The following is a 19,238-nucleotide window of genomic DNA, read 5'->3' on the forward strand; positions in this document are numbered from 1 at the left end:
TCTCACTTAAAGTTTAATGTAAACCTTGAATATAGTAAGCAACTGCTTCCATATCCTCTGGGCTCATACGATGGCTAATATCTCTCATAATTTCATTTAAATCATTACTACGCTTACCTTCTTTAAATGCCTGCAATTGTGAAATGGTATATTGAGCATGTTGACCTGATAAAACAGGGAAGTTTGCTTGCGCATTTCCTGTTCCTTTAGGACCGTGACATGCAATACATGCTGTAATATGTTTACTTAAATCGCCACCACGATAAATTGCTTCACCTTGTTTAACATATTTTTGGGGAGTAGCGCCTTGAGTAAGCGGTAATTTAGCATAATAAGTAGATAACTCTTTAATGTCTTGATCAGTTAAAGTTGCTGCAATAGCAGTCATAACAGGTACATTACGAGTCTTTACCTTTTTATAATCATATAATTGTTTTTCTAGATATAAGGCATGTTGGCCAGCAATATTAGGCCAAAGTGGGTTTGTGCTATTTCCTTCTGGGCCATGGCAAGCAACGCAAGTTGCTGCTTTGGCAGGCGCCACTAGCGTCTTATCAGCAGCTTGTACAGCGAATGTAGACATAATAGTAATAGCAAAGACTATTTTTTTCATCCTAACCTCAGAATTATCCTTCATTTAATGGTACACTGCTTAAGCAAAAATCCCAAAATGAAAATGTATAATAATGTTAAATAATCCGTATTCAAAGGCCTATTTTTTACAAAGTGCAGCGCGTGTTTCTCAATTGCCAGCTGATACTGGTTACGAGGTTGCTTTTGCAGGTCGTTCTAATGCTGGTAAATCAAGTGCTTTAAACTGTTTGACAGGGGTTAAGCAATTAGCACGTACTAGTAAAACGCCAGGGCGCACGCAATTAATAAATTTATTTGCTTTGGATGATGAACGGCGTTTAGTTGATTTACCTGGCTATGGTTATGCAAAGGTTGCTCTACAAGTTAAACAAGATTGGCAGAAGAACTTAGCCCATTACTTAGAGGTTAGAGAGTGTCTTTGTGGTTTAATTTTATTGATGGATTGTCGACACCCACTCAAAGATCTTGATCAAATGATGGTAGAGTGGGCTGTAAGTAGACAAATACCTGTACATATTTTATTAACTAAAGCAGATAAAATCAGCCGTAGTGAAGCTAAAAACACAGCTTTAAAGGTACGTAATCATTACCGTTTATTACCCGAATTAATTACCGTTCAACTTTTCTCTTCATTAAAAAAAGAAGGCATTGAGGAATTAATTAAGGTTTTAAATACTTGGTATCAATGGCCAGCTGAAGATGCACTAAGTAGAGAAAATACATAATATCACTGACAATACATTGCAGAAAAATTTATAATTTATTATGTTGTGTCAAAAATTTTCCACATTAAATTAACTGAATTAATAATCTAATTTTGAAATAAATCATCTATTGCTTGTGGGTTAGCAAGTGTTGATAAATCACCTAGCTCGTCAATAGATGTTACCTCTTTACTAGCTATCAACCGCAAGACACGGCGCATGATTTTACCAGAGCGTGTTTTAGGTAAGTCATTAACGAAACGAACAGCTTCAGGCTTGGCAATAGCACCAATAGCTGCTTTCGTATTTTCAAGAAGCTCTTGTTCCAATTTAGCACTAGGTTTATAAATTTCTTTTAAAGTTACAAAGGCATAAATACCTTGACCTTTGATTTCATGAGGTATTCCAACTACTGCAGCTTCGGCGACCTCCGGGTGAGCAACTAATGCACTTTCAATTTCTGCTGTGCCTAAGCGATGGCCAGAAACATTTAAAACATCATCAATTCGACCATTAATCCAATAATCACCGTCTTTATCACGCCGAGCACCGTCACCGGTAATATAGTAGCCATTATGAAAATAACTATTTTGATAACGCGCATGATCGCCTGCTATCGTTCTTGCTATAGAAGGCCAAGGTGACTTGATGGCTAATATACCCTCACTTGGCCCTTCAATCTCATTATATTTTTCATCAAGAATTACAGGGTAAATACCTGGCAAAGGCTTACAAGCGGCACCAGGTTTAAATGATTGAGTCTTGTTATATTGTGGACTAATCATAATACTGCCTGTTTCAGTCTGCCACCAAGTATCTACAATTGGGCAACGTTCTAAACCTACTTTCTCATAATACCATCGCCAAATTTCTGGGTTAATAGGTTCACCAACACTGCCAAGAAGACGCAGGGACTGTCGACTAGTGCTTTTTAACCATTGCTCACCCTCACGAATTAGGGCTCGGATAGCAGTAGGCGCTGTGTAAAATACATTCACTTTGTATTTATCAATTATTTTCCAGCAACGTGACGGATCAGGCCAGGTAGGTACGCCACCAAATATTAAAGTAGTTATGCCATTACAAAGTGGTCCATAAATTAGATAACTGTGGCCTGTTATCCAACCTATATCTGCTGTACACCAAAAGACATCTGTTGATCGACAATCAAAAACTTGCTGAAAGCTGTAAGCAACTTGAACTAAGTATCCTCCGGTTGTATGTATTAATCCTTTAGGTTTACCTGTGCTACCTGAGGTATAAAGAATAAAAAGAGGATCTTCTGCATCCATAATTTCAGGCGGGCATTCTGCATTAACTGTCGTTTTTAGCTCATGCCACCAATAATTTTTTACTGAATCAAAGGGTATCATTTCTTGGCTGTGTTTAATGACTAACGTTTTTATAGTTAAGTTCTTACTAGCTTCATCGGCATTCTCTTTTAAAGAGAAGAGTTTACCTCCACGGTTATAACCGTCACTAGTAATAAGTAACTTACTTTGTGACGCTTCTAAGCGTTGCTTTAAGGCCATCGCTGAGAAGCCGGCAAAAACCACAGTGTGAATTGCGCCTATGCGGGTGCAAGCAAGCATGGCAATAACCGCTTCAGGAATCATAGGAAGATAAATAGCAACACTATCACCTTTTTTGATACCTAATGATTTTAGCCCATTTGCCATTAGACAAACTTCATGATGAAGTTCCGAAAAGGTTAATGATTGTTGTTTATCTTCATTATCACCTTCCCATAAAATAGCTGTTTGATGTGCTTTTGTCGGCAAGTGTTTATCTAAACAATTGGCACTAACATTTAATTTACCATTAAGAAACCATTGAATTTTACCTTGATTAAAATCGCCACTTGACAGGGTACCCCAGGGTGCAATCCAATCTACATATTCTTTAGCAATATTAGCCCAAAAGCTATCTTTTTGTTCTTGCCCAACCATGATTTACCTTTTGATAGTTTTAATGATTGCTGAGAAATCAAGCTGTCCTAAACCTTTTTCATTAAATTGCTGATAAATTGCAGCCGCTTGTTTTCCTAAGGTTGTTTCAATATTAACTTGTTTAGCCGCTTCTTGGCTTAATAATAAATCTTTAAGCATCATGGCTGCTGTAAAACCTGGTTGGTAATCTCGATTGGCTGGAACATCCGGAAGCAGGCCAGGAACAGGTATATAATGACTGGTTGTCCAACATTGGCCAGAAGAGTTATTAACTACTTCAAATAATTTATCAGGCGCAAGCCCTAATTCTTGTGCAAGCACAAAAGCTTCAGAGACTGCAATCATGCTGATTGCTAAAATCATGTTGTTGCAAATTTTTGCGGCTTGTCCACTGCCAGCAGGACCTGTATGAAATAGTTTCTTACCCATTACTGTAAGTAGAGGTTTGGCCCGCTCAAATGCTTCTGTCTCTCCACCTATCATAAATGTTAGCGTTGCTGCTGTAGCACCTTTAACTCCACCTGATACAGGGGCATCAATCATCATTAATTGATATTCTAACGCTTGCTGATAAAGCATCTGACAAGTGGCAACATCAATTGTTGAACAGTCAATATGTAAAGTAGAGGGTGAAGCAGCTGCATAAAGTCCATCATTAAGACAAACTTGTTGTACCTGCTTTCCTGTTTGCAGCATAGTAATAATAACGTCTTGATGGTGCGCCGTTTGTTTTAAATCTAAAGCAGCAATGCCACCAGCACTAGCAAAATATTCTAAAGCCTCTGACTGTAAATCATAACCTGTTACGTGATGACCTGCCTTAACTAAATTAAGTGCCATTGGCAAGCCCATATGTCCTAATCCTACGAATCCAATGCGAGCCATTTTCTCTCCAACTGATCGTTTAACATCCTCACTTAAGTAAGTCTCTTTAGCTTATTAATGAGTCGGCATTATAAAAGCATTAGAGGCATTTTCATGAACCGGCCATTTGCTAGTTACAGTTTTAATTCGAGTATAGAAGTGAATACTCTCTGTCCCATGCATATTGGTATCACCAAAGGAGGAATGTTTCCATCCACCAAAGGGATGACTTGCAACAGGAACAGGAATTGGAATATTAATACCAACCATGCCTACCTGTACACGTTGGCTATATTCACGTGCAAAATAGCCATCTTTAGTAAAGATTGCAGTACCATTCCCATATTGATGTCGATTAACTAAGGAGATAGCCTCATCTAAATCGTTAACTCGTAGTATTACTAAAACAGGGCCGAAGATTTCATTTTGATAAATGGTCATGGATTCTTTAACTTCATCAAAAAGCGTTGGTCCTAAATAAAATCCCTCTGCGTGGATTGGATGCTTGAAAGAACGCCCATCAACAAGTAACTTAGCCCCTTCTTCAATACCTTGATCAATAGCTTGAATAACGCGCCCTCTATGTTCTTTGCTAACTAATGGACCCATATCACAGCCTTGTACATCGCCTGAATCAACTCGAATTGCTTGAATTAAAGGTAATAATTTATCTAATAATTGATCAGCTGTTTTATCACCTACAGTAACAACGACTGAAATAGCCATGCAGCGTTCTCCTGCAGAGCCATAAGCAGCCCCTACAATCGCTTGTGCGGCTTGCGCAAGGTCTGCATCTGGCATAACTACACAGTGGTTTTTAGCACCGCCAAAAGTATGGGCACGCTTACCATTTGTAGTTGCTGTTTTATAAATAAATTCCGCTACTGGTGTTGAAGCAACAGCAGTAAATGCATTGATATCTGGATGTTGTAAAAGATAATTAACAGCATCTTTATCGCCCTGAACACAATTGGCAACCCCTGCAGGTAAACCTGCATCTGTAAGCAATTCTAAAAGGCGAATTGGGGCTGAAGGGTCTTGCTCTGAAGGTTTAAGTATAAATGTATTGCCGCAGGCAATGGCCGGAATCATCATCCAGACAGGTACCATTACAGGAAAATTAAAAGGTGATACACCAGCGCAGACACCTAAGGGTTGCCTTAATGTGTAGCAATCAATATCAGTAGACACTTCAGGTGTAAAATGACCTTGCAGTTGCGACACTAAGCCACAATGAAGTTCAACAACTTCTATTGCGCGGGCAACTGAACCTAATGCATCATCAATTGTTTTACCATGCTCTTGGGTGACAAGCTTTGCTAAATCACGCTGATTTTTTTCTAAGAGATCGCGAAACTTAAATAAAATACGCGCTCGTTTTACAGGCGCAGTATGTGCCCAATCAGACCACGCTTCTTTAGCTGTTTTAACAGCAAGCTCACAAATTTGCTTATCGGCTAAATTTACAGCACCTATCTTTTCACCTGTAGCAGGATTATAGAGCGTACGTTGATTTGCACTATTATCATTATCCAGCTTTTGGCCACCAATATAGTGAGAAACAATATAGACCATCACTAAACTCCTTTTTAGGTAAACGTCTTTCAAAAATGTTTATTGTCAGCTAGACAGCTTAAGCTTTGGCTACGAATTTAAGTCATCTAAGCATCAACAAGTAGTTTTGAAAGAAGCAGCCTTCTATTTATTAATCACAAAATGTAGCCAATGTGACATAATAATGTCTTATGTTATCAGTAAATAAAGAGCTGCGTGATTCAATGACTTCAACATGACTATGTTCTTGGGCTTTTTCAAGCGCATTTAGAATCGCCTCATTAAGGCTTTCTTCCGAAAAGCCTGTATAATCACGTGTTTTTGATATTATCATCCGTTAACTATCCGTTCATTAATTGGAGAAATTTAGTTTAGCACGATAAACTTTGAAGGTCTTGTTATAAATTATTGACAATAAATTGTGAAGTATAAGGATTTATTCAATAATAAATCACCAACGCGAGCAAGGAAACTTAGCTATGGGAAAAACAATATTACGTGTTGCCGAAGGAATTGAACTCACTTCTATACTATTGGCTAATTTAAAAAATATTCTAGGCCAAGATATAACACTAGAAACTTATTCTACCACTCCAAATTTAGAAGATATTTATACGAAGCGCATTCAAGTATTACATCAAGCCTTTCAATTTATTGTTAAATCAATCCCACCGAAAGACAAGGAAAAAGAATTACAAGGATATATTTCTTGGTGCGTGAAGACTTGTTCTCTTTCTTCTGGTAAGACACTTTCGGAATATCAGGATACGTTAGCTCAGTTCGCCGCTTTACTCGTTAATGGATTGTTAGATTATTGGGATGAATTTACCTTTTTAGAAGAAAAGCACGCACAAGAGATTGCTATCGAGATGCTAAATAGAGCAGAGCAATATCTTATTATGAAGGAAGGTCGTCCCAATGTGGCTACTTTAAGTATAGACACGACCTTTAATGAACCAAAATTAATCTTGCAATGGGATCAAACCCTACCACCCTATACAGAAGAAACGCTTAATGAGCTAAAAGCAGTTAAGAATAGTAGTGTTTGGGTTACACCTGAATGGTTTAGGCAACTTCCTCCAATTCTCCAAATTCTTGTGCATGTAAGTGAATCTAAACCACTTAATAAGGAAAGTTTAAAAAAAGATTTAGAAGCATTAGAAACGCTCTGGAAATTTGTAAGAAATAATATGGAGCAAGCAAATTTACTTCAAGATTTAGAAATCATCTCGGAAGACAAATTACCTAAGCCCTCCTGGTTTTCTCGATTAAGTTTAGGCCATCAAAAAATTTTTAGTGAGTTAGCGTCAAAGGTTTTAAAAGAAGGCTTAAATAATATTGAAAATCAGCTAGTAGAGATGTTCAATTTGTTAGATAACCTTGCAATAGATAAAGAGATTAGAGACCTCCCGTACTGGTTTTTAAGACTACCTGCTTATGAACAATTATTTTTAAAAAGGATCCTTGCAGAAACTAATAGTGTGGCTGATGTTGTTTCTTACCTACCTAGCCGCTTACGCTCTTTGCCACTATTAGCAAACTTTGGCAAGCACCAATTAATAATTTTATACCCAGATGGGCAAATAAAAGAATTAGGTCAGGAACGGCTACGTTCTAGTCACTTAAGCTCGAGAGACTTAAAAGATGAACCTGCTATTTTGGGTCAAGAGCATAGTAATCGTAATGTACAGCAAATCCATCATTATTTAGGTAAAAGACGCTCGTTATTTATTCAGACTTTAATTAGCCCTATTGCTTTACCTAGTCAAATACTACCAGACCCAGCCTTAGACAAACATAGGCGCCATGCAGTAGAGCGTTTACGGGCGGAATACAAAGAAATTAAAATTTATACTACCAACCATCCATTTAATATAGCCAAATACTTAATCTATACGAGTTCTTATGATAAAGACTGCTTAGAGGTATTAAATAGTAAGGAAGAAGAATTATCGATACACAATATTAGGGAACTAGCTAAAAATTTAAAAATTGCTGATGATTTTGCGACAAATATGGCCAGCCTCATTGCGTTATCTTACTCCTTTCCTAAAGCATTTAATCAAATTAGACAATTTACAGAAAATCCCAAACTTATAGAGAAAATGGGTACTTCTACTTATGAACGTTTTATTCAGCAGCTTTTTAGTGAAAATAATATTCCTGAGACTTTATGTTCTAGCTTATGGCCAGAAAAAGGATTTAACAAAGATAGCGTCATTAAAAGCATAAGCTATTTTATTTCTTTAAAAGACCAGCAGCCTATAGCATTTAATTTAGCTAAAAGATTAACCGATTTAGCGCAACTTTATTGTGAGTATTCTAAAGTAATTAATTCAGGGTATGGTACAGCGACAATCTTCGATTATCGCTGCCGGGAGCTATGGTTAAGTTCCCTTGAGAATTTAATTATTCTATTTATAGATGGACTTAGTTATGGCTCTTGTGTAAGTGGCAAAGATAGAAAGGCTTTAGAAATAATTCATACTGATGCAATGCTGATTTACCATGAAATTTATGGTGTTTGGCCAAGCTTTTCTGATAATAGAGAAACAAGAGCACATTTTGAACGCATAGTATCTGATTTATATGTTACTTGGCATGCACATGTTCATGCAGGCCGAAATGCTGATGGTGCTCAAGGTATTAAAACACCAGCTAATTATCTGCCAAAAGATATAATAGATGCTATTAAATTAAAAGCAGGTAAACAGGTGTTAGCTATCGATGATAGACTTGCTACTAATAATGAAGTTAGGCGAATCGCTGGAATTACATCTTACATTAAACCTGGTTATGCCCACTGTGTTGCAGCAGCAATGCGACTTTCTGAAGCAAGCTTAGAAAAAATATTAGAAACAATTAAATTGTTAATAGGAGAAAAAGGGTACTGGCAAAAACAGTTAACATATCGTATGTTTGCTACAGCCATCTCACCCAAAGGTATTGGCCAGATCCAGGCAGTATTTGATGATGTGATTGAACCGCAGGGTTTATCTTTAGAAATTAAAATTCGTATGCTCGCTAATATTTATCACATTGTTTTAAATAGGCCTGCAGACTCTGACTTAAGGTTAGGCGGCACCAAGGTAGTCTATAAAAGTATAATGAGCTTATATGAATCAATTAATCCCGAAGCTGAAGTTGACTTGGTTTTGCAAAAGCTGCAAGAGACTAAAACTAAGTCTTTTGAAGATAATATAAAAGAGACAAATCAAGCATTATTAAACTAGCTTAATTTAAAAGAGAGCTTGTAGATATTATAGGGAGGGAAACATGTTAAATGTTAATACAGGTATTATTTGTGATGTCATTTTGAAAGCACGACAATTTCAGGCAAAAGAAGAGGTAAGTTTTCCTGAAATGACAGATGATATGGATGCATCTTATGTTTTAGCTGATTATGCCGACGATATGGTCTATCAAGAAGTTGTTGGCGCAATTAATAACTTAAGACCTGATCAGCAAGCAACACTTGTGGCTTTAATGTATTTAGGTAGAGGTGATTATGTGCCTGAAGAATGGGATGAAGCATTAGCTTTTGCAGTAGAGCGATGGACTGATCATACAGGTGAATATCTACTAGCTAGGCCAACTATGCCTGATGACATAGAAAGAGGCCTAGAGGCTATGGGACTATCATGTGGAGAATAATAAATCTTATAAATGTATCTTAACTCAAACAAGTAAGAGACTAAGAGATAATAGATTCACGGCGAAGATGTCTATATCTTAATGAAGGATTAGGCTAATCATTTATACTAAAAGGTGTTCTAAGCCATAATAGAGCGCCTGTAATTGTATTACTTTTTGACAACAAAGAATAATGCCTGGCATAAAGGACGCTCTATCAATACTATCATGCATAATAGTTAATGTTTCACCTTGATTACCGAAAATAACTTGTTGTCGTGCCATAATGCCAGGTAGACGTACGGAGTGAATAGAAATTCCCTGATATTTACCACCACGAGCGCCTGAAATTAATTCATGACTTCGATCTTCTATCTCTGATGCACTTCGTATAGCAGCAATCATTTCTGCAGTTTTCATGGCCGTCCCTGAGGGAGAATCAAATTTTTGGGGATGATGAGCTTCAATAATTTCTACTTCAGAAAGATAACGTGCTGCAAGTGCTGCAAATTGCATCATTAAAACGGCACTAATTGAAAAGTTAGGCGCAATAATGCCACCTAATTTCTTGTTCTCACATAATGACTCTAAATACTGAATTTGCTCTTGTTTTAAGCCTGAAGTACCAATTACAGGGTGGGCACCACTATCAATAATAGTCAAACAATTATTATACACACAATCAGCACGTGTTAAATCAATCACTATTTGTGCTTTTGTATCAAAAATAGCGGCACTTAAATTATCATGTCGGGATAGAGCGCCAACTAACTTAAAATCCGGGTGATTGGTTATGGTCTCACAAGCAAGCGTGCCCATCTTACCACGCGCACCATTAACGATAACACCAATCGCCATAATTTATCTCCTCACTTGCAATATCTAATTAGTAGACTTCTTACACTCCACTGCAAACGGCCAATGTGCAAGTCGCGGCGGTAGTGCTCGAATCGTCATATACTTTATGTACAGCTATATATACTGACGCAACCTGCAACTTAGCTCTTTGTAGAGAGTTTCAAAAGAAGTTTATTTTTTGCTAAACTTCTTTTTTCCTAGATTCCGATTTTCTCTAACTGTGCGCATAGCCCATAGTGTTGCAGGCGGCCAACCTAATAAAGTGGCTTGCATAAATAATGCTACAACTGCTCCACCTGGATTATCATGAATTAATAATACTAGCCAAGGAAAAGCAAAGGAAAGAAAGGCCCAAAACATTGTCTTTAACATTTCTAGGTACCTACTTAATTAATTTAATTTACTATACACAAAACTTGCTAATTAGTAATACTTTTAATTTAGACCTCATAATATTAGTTTAGTGAACTAAAGAGGCTTCAGCTTTCATATGTCAAAATTACGCTAATTGAAATTTTTTTAAATTATATTATTTCTTTACTTAAAAACTAAAGGTTAATACTACCTGTTTTAGTTAAGTCATTGCATTGAAACAACAAGTATTGTACCTTAACTACGCATTAATAGGCGAATCTCGATTTGTCTACTTTAATTAAAAAGAATTTTTTTTGCATTCTGAGCTAGTTTCGCTTAACATCGCGCAATATTTTCAAACATTGTACTTAAGTTTTTCAATTAAGGTATTAAGCATGAGAAGGTACGAACTTCATCCTTACACTGCTGTAATTAATAAAGCACAAAAAAATCAATCTAAAAAAGCTAAAAGTGATGCTTTAACATGGTTGGCGACCACATTTCCACAAGCTTTTGACAGTACAATGCGTATTCGTCCTTTAAAGGCTGGTATTATGAGTGATATCTTGCAACATGCGGATAAAGCACATTCATTAGGAATTTCTCGTAGTAAGATTCGCGAAGCGGTTGTCTTGTTTACACGCCGATTAGACTACTTAATTTGCTTAAAAGCAAAAGAGATGCGTATTGATTTAGAGGGTAATCCAGTTGAGCCTGTTACGACAGAAGAAGCTGAACGCGCGGCATTAAAAATTAAGAAACGCATTGAAAAAAATATACGAAATACTCGCAGTACTATGATGGTTAATAAGCCAACAGCAAGTATTTTTATAAACCAACCAAATACCAATCATCAAGCTAGCAATTTTAATCTATCTAGCCATCACTCTTCTGATGCCCACTATATTGAAAAACCACCGCTTTTTAGTACAGTCGATAATACTAATACTCTTTCTAAGCCTACAGTAATTGTAAAACGTAAACCTTCGCGTCAGTATGATCCAGGTGCAGTAGCTCGTCTAAAGGAAAGATTAGGTATAGCCCGTAAAAGTGAAGAAGAAGCTTAATAGAGACATTTAATACATCCTATTTAAGTTATTCAGTAGGCTTTAACTTTCTAGGATTCTATTAGTGGTGTCTTAAGAAAAAATATTTAAATGAGTTTATAAAATCTTGATGAGGTATTTTATCTCTTACGTTATCAATGGTAACAGAAAGTATACTTGATTCAGAATTATATATACCTTAACTACGGAAGCATTTGAATTTAGTTGAATAATTTGTAATAGCTTACCTAATGGCGGCAACTTAAGAACAACGCTGTCCTTCCCGCATAGGCGGGAATCCATTTCTATGTAGGCTTAATGCAAGTATGAAAATAGATTTCCGCCTTCGCGGAATGACAAAATGCTTAAATTGGCGCCATTACTTAATCTATTACAATAATTTTTAGAAGCTGGACTGAATAGCTAAATTACAGCTATTCAGCAACAACTTTAATGATTTCCATACAATTTGTTCCGCCAGGTTCACCTATAATTTGACCACGAGTTAATAAAGCTAGAGAGTCAACTTCCAATAACTTTAAGTTAGTTAGATGGTTAATAATGGCCTTTTTTATAAGTTCTACTTGTAAAGGGTGAAAATCATATAAAATAGGAAAAATATTATTTACTAAACTGAGTTTATTCACCGTTCTAGGGTTCGCACTAATCGCATAAATAGGTACTTTACTTTGATGTCGCGACATCCAAATGGCACTCGCGCCTGACTCTGTCAATGCAACAATGGCTTTAATAGGAAAGTGATTGGCTGTATACATGGTTGCCATTGCAATAGCTTGGTCGGCACGGTCATAATGACAGGTGTCTTTCTCAGGTTTGTTATATGAGAAAGAAGCATGTTTTTCAGCACTTAAACAAATTTTATTAACCATTTCAATAACTTTAACAGGATATTGGCCTGTTGCAGTTTCAGCAGACAACATAACAGCATCGGTACCATCAAGAATAGCATTTGCTACATCAGATACTTCAGCCCGAGTTGGCTGTGGTTGATAAATCATTGATTCCATCATTTGCGTTGCAGTAATAACAACTTTATCCAGTCGTCTTGCCTGCTCAATAATTTTCTTTTGAATAGCAGGAACTTCTGCCTCACCTATTTCAACACCTAAATCACCACGAGCTACCATGACAGCATCAGCAACATTAATAATTTCTGCTAAATTCTCTAGCGCTTCTGTTCGCTCTATTTTTGCAATAATAGGTATATCAGGTGCGTTTAAGTTAGCTAGCAGCTGACGCGCCTCTACAATATCTTGGCCATCTTGCACAAAGGACAGTGTTAAGTAGTCAACCGAAATTTCAACGGCTGTACGCATATCATCCTTGTCTTTTTCAGTTAAGGCACGTGCAGCTAATCCGCCACCTTTCCGATTCAAACCTTTGTTATTTTTTAAAATGCCTCCTTCAACAACTCTACAAAAAATACGTGACTTTTCAACTTTAGTCACAGTTAATTCAATAAGGCCATCATTTAATAATAACGTATCGCCAGGTAATACTTCCTGACATAAGGCTGCATAAGTTACACCTACAAAAGTGCTATTCCCTAATTCTTTAGTGGCACAATCAAGAATAAATTCCTGATTAGGAGTAAGAGTAATTTGACCTTCTTGAAATTTGCCAATTCGTAATTTTGGTCCTTGCAAATCAGCCATGACTGCAAGTGGTTGATTTAATTCTTGAGCAATCATCCGAGCTGTTGCAATTGTTTTAAGTACAGATTGATCTGCATGCGAGAAGTTAACTCGTAAAACATCAACACCAGCAGCTAAAATAGCTTTTAAAGTTTCTGGCGAGCTGCAAGCGGGGCCAAGGGTGGCAACAATTTTAGTTCTTCGATGTAGCATGTGCACGTTCTTCCAAGATAGCTACGGCCGGCAAGGTTTTTCCTTCTAGACATTCAAGGAATGCACCACCGCCTGTAGAAATATATGAGATTTGTTCAGTTAAATTATATTGATCAATAGCTGCTAACGTATCTCCGCCACCAGCAATTGAAAAGGCATCACTGTCTGCAATAGCAATGGCTATTGCTCTAGTTCCATAGGAAAATTGGGCAAATTCAAAAACGCCAACAGGGCCATTCCAAATAATCGTTTTAGCCCTATCAACAATATCTAGATATCTACCCACAGTATCTGGGCCAATATCCATAATCATGTCATCGCTAGCTACATTCATAAGTGATTTATTAAAAGCAGGGCAGTTTTCATTAAATGATTTACCAACTACGACATCAGAAGGTAGGAGAACTTGACAATTATGTTGAGTAGCTGTTTCTAAAATTGCTCGTGCTTCATCAAGTAAGTCATCCTCACAAAGTGATAGACCTATTTCAAACCCTTTTGCTCTTAAGAAAGTATTGGCAATACCACCGCCAGGTATAAGGTAATCAACCATCTTAACTAAGTGGTTAAGCAACGATAATTTAGAAGACACTTTGGCGCCACCTACAATAGCAACAATAGGTTTTTCCGGCGCTTTCATTACCGTTTCTACTGCTTCTAGTTCGCGTATTAGTAAAGGGCCTGCTGCTGCAATTGGAGCGAATTTTGCAACACCATAGGTGGAGGCTTGAGCACGATGGGCTGTACCAAATGCGTCCATAATAAAAATGTCACATAATGAGGCTAATTTTTTAGCTAGCTGCTCATCATTGTTTTTTTCACCAGGGTTAAACCGTACATTTTCACAAATGACCACTTCCCCGGGCTTAGCAGATACACCTTCTAAATAATTTGCTGCAAAGTGCACTGGATAACTTAATTGGCTAGCTAAATAACTAGCGACAGGTTCAAGTGAAAAACGTCTTTCAAATTTACCTTCTTCAGGACGGCCTAGATGCGATAGAACAATAACTGCAGCACCTGCTTCAAGTGCTCGCTGTAAAGTGGGTATAGCTGCTTGTAATCGTTGATCGCTGGTAATTATTCCATCTTTAATAGGTACATTTAAATCTTCGCGAATTAAGACACACTTATCACGTAAATCTAATTCACTCATTTTAAGCAAATTCATGATTAAAATCCCTTAACGACTCATCATACAACTAGCAGTATCGAGCATACGATTAGAGAAACCCCATTCATTATCATACCAGGCAACCACTTTAACTAAATTGCCTAAAACTTTGGTTTCGTTAGTATCAAAAATAGAAGATGCAGGGCAATGATTAAAATCACAAGAAACTAAAGGATCTTCATTAATATATAAAATACTACTCTTTGCCCGACGCATAATATCATTAATTTCTAAGGCGCTTGTTTCACGTGAAGCAGTAAATGTTAAATCAATAACAGAAACATTTAATGTTGGTACACGCATTGCAAAGCCATCTAACTTACCATTTAATTCAGGTAGCACAAGACCAACAGCTGAAGCTGCCCCTGTTTTAGTAGGGATAATAGAGTGTGCAGCAGCTCTGGCGCGCCTTAAATCACTATGACTACCATCAAGTAACATTTGATCATTGGTGTAAGCGTGTACAGTATTCACTAAACCCTGTTCAATACCTACTGTTTCATGCAAAGCCTTAACAATAGGCGCTAAGCAGTTTGTAGTGCAAGATGCATTAGAAACAATAATATCACTTGCACGTAAATTTTGATGATTTACACCGTAAACAACTGTTGCATCAACATCTTTAGCCGGTGCTGAAATTAATACTTTTTTGGCACCTGCATCAATATGCTGCATTGCCTTATCACGATTAGTAAATAAACCAGTGCATTCTAAAACCACATCAACGTCTAAATCTTTCCAAGGTAAAGCTTTAGGATCACGTTCAGCGAAAACACGAATCGCATGACCGTTAATAACCAAACTATCTTCTTTAACAGTGACTTCATAACCAAAACGGCCATGGGTAGTGTCATAACGCGTTAAATGAGCATTCGCTTCAAGGCTTGATAAATCATTGATAGCAACAATTTCAAATTCATCTTGTCGATTATATTCGTAAATTGCCCGTAAGATACAACGACCGATCCGCCCATAGCCATTAATTGCAACTCTCAGCGCCATACTTTTCTCCAAAATGAAAGATTCATTATGAATCAATTAAAAGTTATTAATAACATCAATTAAATGTTCTACTGTAATTTTTAAATAAGCATAAGCTTCATCGGCTGGTGCGGATACACCAAAGCGATCTAAGCCAATTACAGCGCCATCTAAACCAACAAAACGATACCAATAATTTGTTGCAGCTGCTTCAATCGCAATGCGCTTGCGTATTTTGTTAGGTAAAACAGATTCCTGATACGCTTTGTCTTGAGCAATGAACTGTTCACAACATGGCATAGAAACGACACGAATTTGTTTGTTTTGTTCCTCATTTAATTGTTTTGCTGCAGTGATTGCTAGATGCAGTTCAGAGCCAGTTGCTATAAGAATAATCTCCGGTTCCTGTTCGCAATCGACAATAGTGTATCCACCACGGCTAATCGCTTCTAAAGCGTTCTCTTGATGAGTTAGAGCAGGTAAATTTTGCCGTGATAATAATAAAGCAGAAGGCCCGATATGATGAGTTAGAGCCTGATACCAGGCAACAGCGGTTTCTGTTGAGTCAGCAGGTCGCCAAACATGCATATTAGGTGTCATTCTTAACATAGCCGCATGTTCAATGGGCTGATGAGTTGGACCATCTTCCCCAAGACCAATGGAGTCATGGGTAAAAACGTAAATAACCCGCTGCTTCATCAGAGCACTTAAGCGAATAGCATTGCGCGCATAATCTGCAAAGACTAAAAATGTTCCCCCATATGGAATAAAGCCACCGTGTAAGGCTAAACCATTCATGATCGCAGCCATACCAAATTCTCGCACACCATAATAAATGTAATTTCCAGAGCAATCTTTTGCTGTAAGCGCTTTACTACCTGACCAATTTGTATTATTTGAGCTAGTTAAATCCGCAGAGCCTCCTAACATTTCCGGCAATATTTTTGCATAATGTTCAATACAAGCTTGAGAGCTTTTACGTGTTGCTATAGCTTTAGTTTGTGTACGACATTCATTATTAATAAATTCTTTGGCTAAATCATGCCAGTTATCCGGTAAATCACCGTTAATACGTCGTAAAAACTCATAATATTGTGCTTTATTTTCTTGCTGATATTGATGGCATAATTGCAACCAAGCATTTTCATCTCTTTTACCTTGTTCAACCTTATTCCACTGATTATAAATAGAATCAGGAATAGTAAATGGTTCATGGGACCAGCCTAGTTTTGCTCTTACTTGCTCAATATTAGTGTTACCAAGAGGTGAACCATGACATTTTTCACTACCGGCAACAGGGGAACCAAAACCAATAATCGTTTTACAAATAATTAAACTAGGTTTATTTGTTTCAGCACGGGCTTGTAAAATAGCCTCTTCAATTGCCTCTGGATTATGGCCATCAACCTCTTCAACAACATGCCATTGATAAGCCTTAAATCGAGTAGCTGTATCATCAGTAAACCAGGCATCAACTTTACCATCAATAGAAATGCCATTATCATCATAAAAAACAATTAATTTTCCTAATTTCAAAGTCCCTGCGAGTGAGCAAACTTCATGTGATAAACCTTCCATTAAACAGCCATCACCTACAAAAACATAAGTAAAATGATTAACAATGTCTAAATTAGGTAAATTAAATTGATGAGCTAATGTTTTTTCAGCAATGGCCATACCTACTGCATTAGCTAAACCTTGCGCAAGCGGGCCAGTCGTTGTTTCAACACCAGGCGTCTCTGCATACTCAGGGTGGCCAGGCGTTTTAGAGTGCAATTGCCTAAAATGTTTCAAATCATCAATAGATAACTTATACCCAGTTAAATGCAGTAAAGAGTAAAGGATCATTGAGCCATGGCCATTTGACAAGATAAATCGATCGCGGTTAAACCAATGAGGATTACTCGGACTGTGTTTTAGAAATTTTTGCCAAAGAACAGTAGCAATATCTGCCATACCTAAAGGCATACCTGGATGGCCTGATTGGGCTTGTTCAACAGCATCAATACTTAAAACGCGAATTGCGTTTGCTAATTCGTTTGTAGAGCTCATTTATTTTCTTAGCTTATCACAGAGAGGGCTATTGTCGCTCAGAAGTTGTGATTCAGCAAGTTAATACAACAGTAAATATTATAGTCGAACTGCCTGTAAAAAGCTCTGGATTGAATTTTATTTAACTATTAGGGCCTTAGTTATTTATTAAAAATGATTGAAATTGCTCAATTAATCGGCTGTTGTTGATTTTATTAACAAAATTAGTAACAATTTGGCATCAAAGCGAAATAAGAGCAACTTTAGGATAAAATATGACTGCTGTAATGCGCCATCTGCAAAAGATAATACCAATGAGCCCTTTAAAAGATAAGCAGTTGTGGCAATTCAGTGAACAACTAAATCATAAAAAAATAGAGTTTTTTCTGCCTTTAATTAAACAGCATAACTTACTTAACCTTGAATATAATGTGCTGTGTACGCAATTGGTACATAATTATACCCGTAAAAATTATGATCCTGAGCAATTAAAAGCAGAGCTTATAACAGCGCTTATGATGGCTGAACTATTAGCCTATTTATATCAACATTATCTTGTAGTCCCGCGTGAAGTTATGCGCTTGCAGAAAGAACAAGAGGTATATCGACATTTACTAATCGATGCAGGTATTAAATTTCCATCAACTAATCTTTTCAATATCGAACCTTCCCATAATTTTACGCAAAAGATTCGCGGTAAAATTGCTCAAGTTAATTGGCTACGCCTCTTTTTAGTTCGTAGTAAGCGAGTATTAAACACCTGTGTACCCCTGGCTAAAGATTTAGAGAAATTTTGTCTTTTTGTTGCCACAGTAGATAAATATGCTAACCCTGTAGTCGCTTATTTAGGATGGGTATTTTTTATTCCACGCTTATCAACTAACTTGTTTTTATTATTTAAGCACTTAATTCCTGGATTTTGGATGGATGAGAAAGAGAAAAGCATAGGTTGGACTACCCGTTTTCATGCTCAATTACAGCGCCGCTGGCCTGAAATTGGTAATGATATTGCTTGGATGACCGGTGGCATTTTAAATTGTTTTATTCTACTTGGACCGTTAGCTCCCTTTAGTGTTTATGTTAACGTTGGTCTTTTTGGTTATGATGTTCTTTTAGCAAGCATAAGAGCGATGCTGGAAATTAAACACCTACATGCTTTGAAAGAAGAATATAATAATTTAGCAAATAGCTTGAAAGACCAAGGTGATAATCAGGAGTTAGTTGAAATTTATGAGTATCAGCAACATTTAGATGCTCAATTAAATTATGAATATAAAAGATTACTATTTGGTGTATGTAATACAACTGCATTGTTGCTTGCTGCTTCCATAACAATACCAATCTTTGTTGCTTCACCCATTGTTCCTTTTATTAGCGCCTTACTTTTAGTATCGATAACAGTTGCGGGCTATCTGATTTGGCAAAATATTGAAAAGAAAAGGCCATCTGAGAAAGTTGAGAAACACTTAAGTTTACCATCGCCTTTAACCGCGAATAGTTTTTTTGCATCTAAGCAAGGCATAAAAAAATCTATCGAAGTAGATATAGAGCCATTAAATTCATCATTAGAATTGAATCAAATGTAAGCGTAGAGTGATTCTTAAGTTAATGCTACAATTTTTCTTTTT

General features: G+C 36.9%; 16 protein-coding genes. 5 read left to right on the top strand and 11 right to left on the bottom strand.

Features of this window, described 5'->3' with window-relative positions; genetic code table 11:
* Positions 1-13 precede the first annotated feature (13 nt).
* The gene (locus tag DYH30_RS00920; RefSeq protein ID WP_242604703.1) at positions 14-583 is read right to left on the bottom strand and encodes a c-type cytochrome; all 570 of its coding nucleotides are present in this window, start codon (positions 581-583) and stop codon (positions 14-16) included.
* Between the two features lie 103 nt (positions 584-686).
* Here DYH30_RS00920 and yihA point away from each other — a divergent pair, with 103 nt between their 5' ends.
* On the top strand, positions 687-1,319 hold the full coding sequence (gene yihA, locus DYH30_RS00925) for a ribosome biogenesis GTP-binding protein YihA/YsxC (protein ID WP_115329652.1): 633 nt from the start codon (positions 687-689) through the stop codon (positions 1,317-1,319).
* A gap of 86 nt (positions 1,320-1,405) precedes the next feature.
* Here yihA and acs read toward each other — a convergent pair whose 3' ends face one another.
* The 4 genes from acs to DYH30_RS00945 all read right to left on the bottom strand — a co-directional run bounded on the left by acs (position 1,406) and on the right by DYH30_RS00945 (position 5,999).
* Positions 1,406-3,247, bottom strand: coding sequence for an acetate--CoA ligase (gene acs / locus DYH30_RS00930; RefSeq protein ID WP_115329654.1), 1,842 nt, complete (start codon positions 3,245-3,247; stop codon positions 1,406-1,408).
* Between the two features lie 3 nt (positions 3,248-3,250).
* Positions 3,251-4,132, bottom strand: coding sequence for a 3-hydroxyisobutyrate dehydrogenase (mmsB, locus tag DYH30_RS00935; RefSeq protein ID WP_115329656.1), 882 nt, complete (start codon positions 4,130-4,132; stop codon positions 3,251-3,253).
* Between the two features lie 54 nt (positions 4,133-4,186).
* Entirely contained in the window at positions 4,187-5,686 is a 1,500-nt protein-coding gene (locus DYH30_RS00940; RefSeq protein ID WP_115329658.1) for a CoA-acylating methylmalonate-semialdehyde dehydrogenase, read from the bottom strand.
* A gap of 130 nt (positions 5,687-5,816) precedes the next feature.
* On the bottom strand, positions 5,817-5,999 hold the full coding sequence (locus tag DYH30_RS00945) for a dodecin domain-containing protein (protein WP_115329660.1): 183 nt from the start codon (positions 5,997-5,999) through the stop codon (positions 5,817-5,819).
* Between the two features lie 145 nt (positions 6,000-6,144).
* Between DYH30_RS00945 and sidP the strand changes: the two genes are divergently transcribed.
* Positions 6,145-8,898: a Dot/Icm T4SS effector PI-3-phosphatase SidP gene (gene sidP / locus DYH30_RS00950; RefSeq protein WP_115329662.1), complete on the top strand. Its 2,754-nt coding sequence runs from the start codon at positions 6,145-6,147 to the stop codon at positions 8,896-8,898.
* 43 nt (positions 8,899-8,941) lie between these two features.
* Positions 8,942-9,319, top strand: coding sequence for a DUF3775 domain-containing protein (locus tag DYH30_RS00955; protein ID WP_115329664.1), 378 nt, complete (start codon positions 8,942-8,944; stop codon positions 9,317-9,319).
* Between the two features lie 102 nt (positions 9,320-9,421).
* Here DYH30_RS00955 and dapB read toward each other — a convergent pair whose 3' ends face one another.
* Positions 9,422-10,156, bottom strand: a complete 735-nt coding sequence (gene dapB / locus DYH30_RS00960) for a 4-hydroxy-tetrahydrodipicolinate reductase (protein WP_115329666.1) — start codon at positions 10,154-10,156, stop codon at positions 9,422-9,424.
* 171 nt (positions 10,157-10,327) lie between these two features.
* Positions 10,328-10,528 carry a hypothetical protein gene (locus tag DYH30_RS00965; protein ID WP_165482129.1) on the bottom strand — a complete coding sequence of 67 codons (201 nt, stop codon included), beginning with the start codon at positions 10,526-10,528 and terminating at the stop codon, positions 10,328-10,330.
* A gap of 377 nt (positions 10,529-10,905) precedes the next feature.
* On the opposite strand from DYH30_RS00965, the gene DYH30_RS00970 reads away from it, so the two are divergent.
* Positions 10,906-11,577 (top strand): ProQ/FinO family protein, encoded by a 672-nt coding sequence (locus DYH30_RS00970; protein WP_115329668.1) that lies wholly within the window; start codon positions 10,906-10,908, stop codon positions 11,575-11,577.
* 413 nt (positions 11,578-11,990) lie between these two features.
* On the opposite strand, the gene pyk is transcribed toward DYH30_RS00970, so the two are convergent.
* Genes pyk through tkt form a run of 4 tightly spaced genes read right to left on the bottom strand, consistent with a single transcriptional unit; the run spans position 11,991 to position 17,631 of the window.
* A complete protein-coding gene (gene pyk, locus DYH30_RS00975; RefSeq protein WP_115329670.1) occupies positions 11,991-13,424 on the bottom strand; it encodes a pyruvate kinase in 1,434 nt (477 codons plus the stop codon).
* Positions 13,405-14,595, bottom strand: a complete 1,191-nt coding sequence (locus DYH30_RS00980) for a phosphoglycerate kinase (protein ID WP_115329671.1) — start codon at positions 14,593-14,595, stop codon at positions 13,405-13,407. The genes pyk and DYH30_RS00980 overlap by 20 nt, the downstream gene beginning before the upstream one ends.
* A 12-nt stretch (positions 14,596-14,607) precedes the next feature.
* Positions 14,608-15,600: a type I glyceraldehyde-3-phosphate dehydrogenase gene (gap, locus tag DYH30_RS00985; protein WP_115329673.1), complete on the bottom strand. Its 993-nt coding sequence runs from the start codon at positions 15,598-15,600 to the stop codon at positions 14,608-14,610.
* A 36-nt stretch (positions 15,601-15,636) separates the two neighbouring features.
* Entirely contained in the window at positions 15,637-17,631 is a 1,995-nt protein-coding gene (tkt, locus tag DYH30_RS00990; protein WP_115329675.1) for a transketolase, read from the bottom strand.
* A gap of 254 nt (positions 17,632-17,885) precedes the next feature.
* Here tkt and DYH30_RS00995 point away from each other — a divergent pair, with 254 nt between their 5' ends.
* Positions 17,886-19,196: a hypothetical protein gene (locus DYH30_RS00995; RefSeq protein WP_115329677.1), complete on the top strand. Its 1,311-nt coding sequence runs from the start codon at positions 17,886-17,888 to the stop codon at positions 19,194-19,196.
* The last annotated feature ends 42 nt before the right edge of the window (positions 19,197-19,238 follow it).

Source organism: Legionella busanensis, from assembly GCF_900461525.1.
GTDB classification, from domain to species: Bacteria; Pseudomonadota; Gammaproteobacteria; order Legionellales; family Legionellaceae; genus Legionella_C; species Legionella_C busanensis.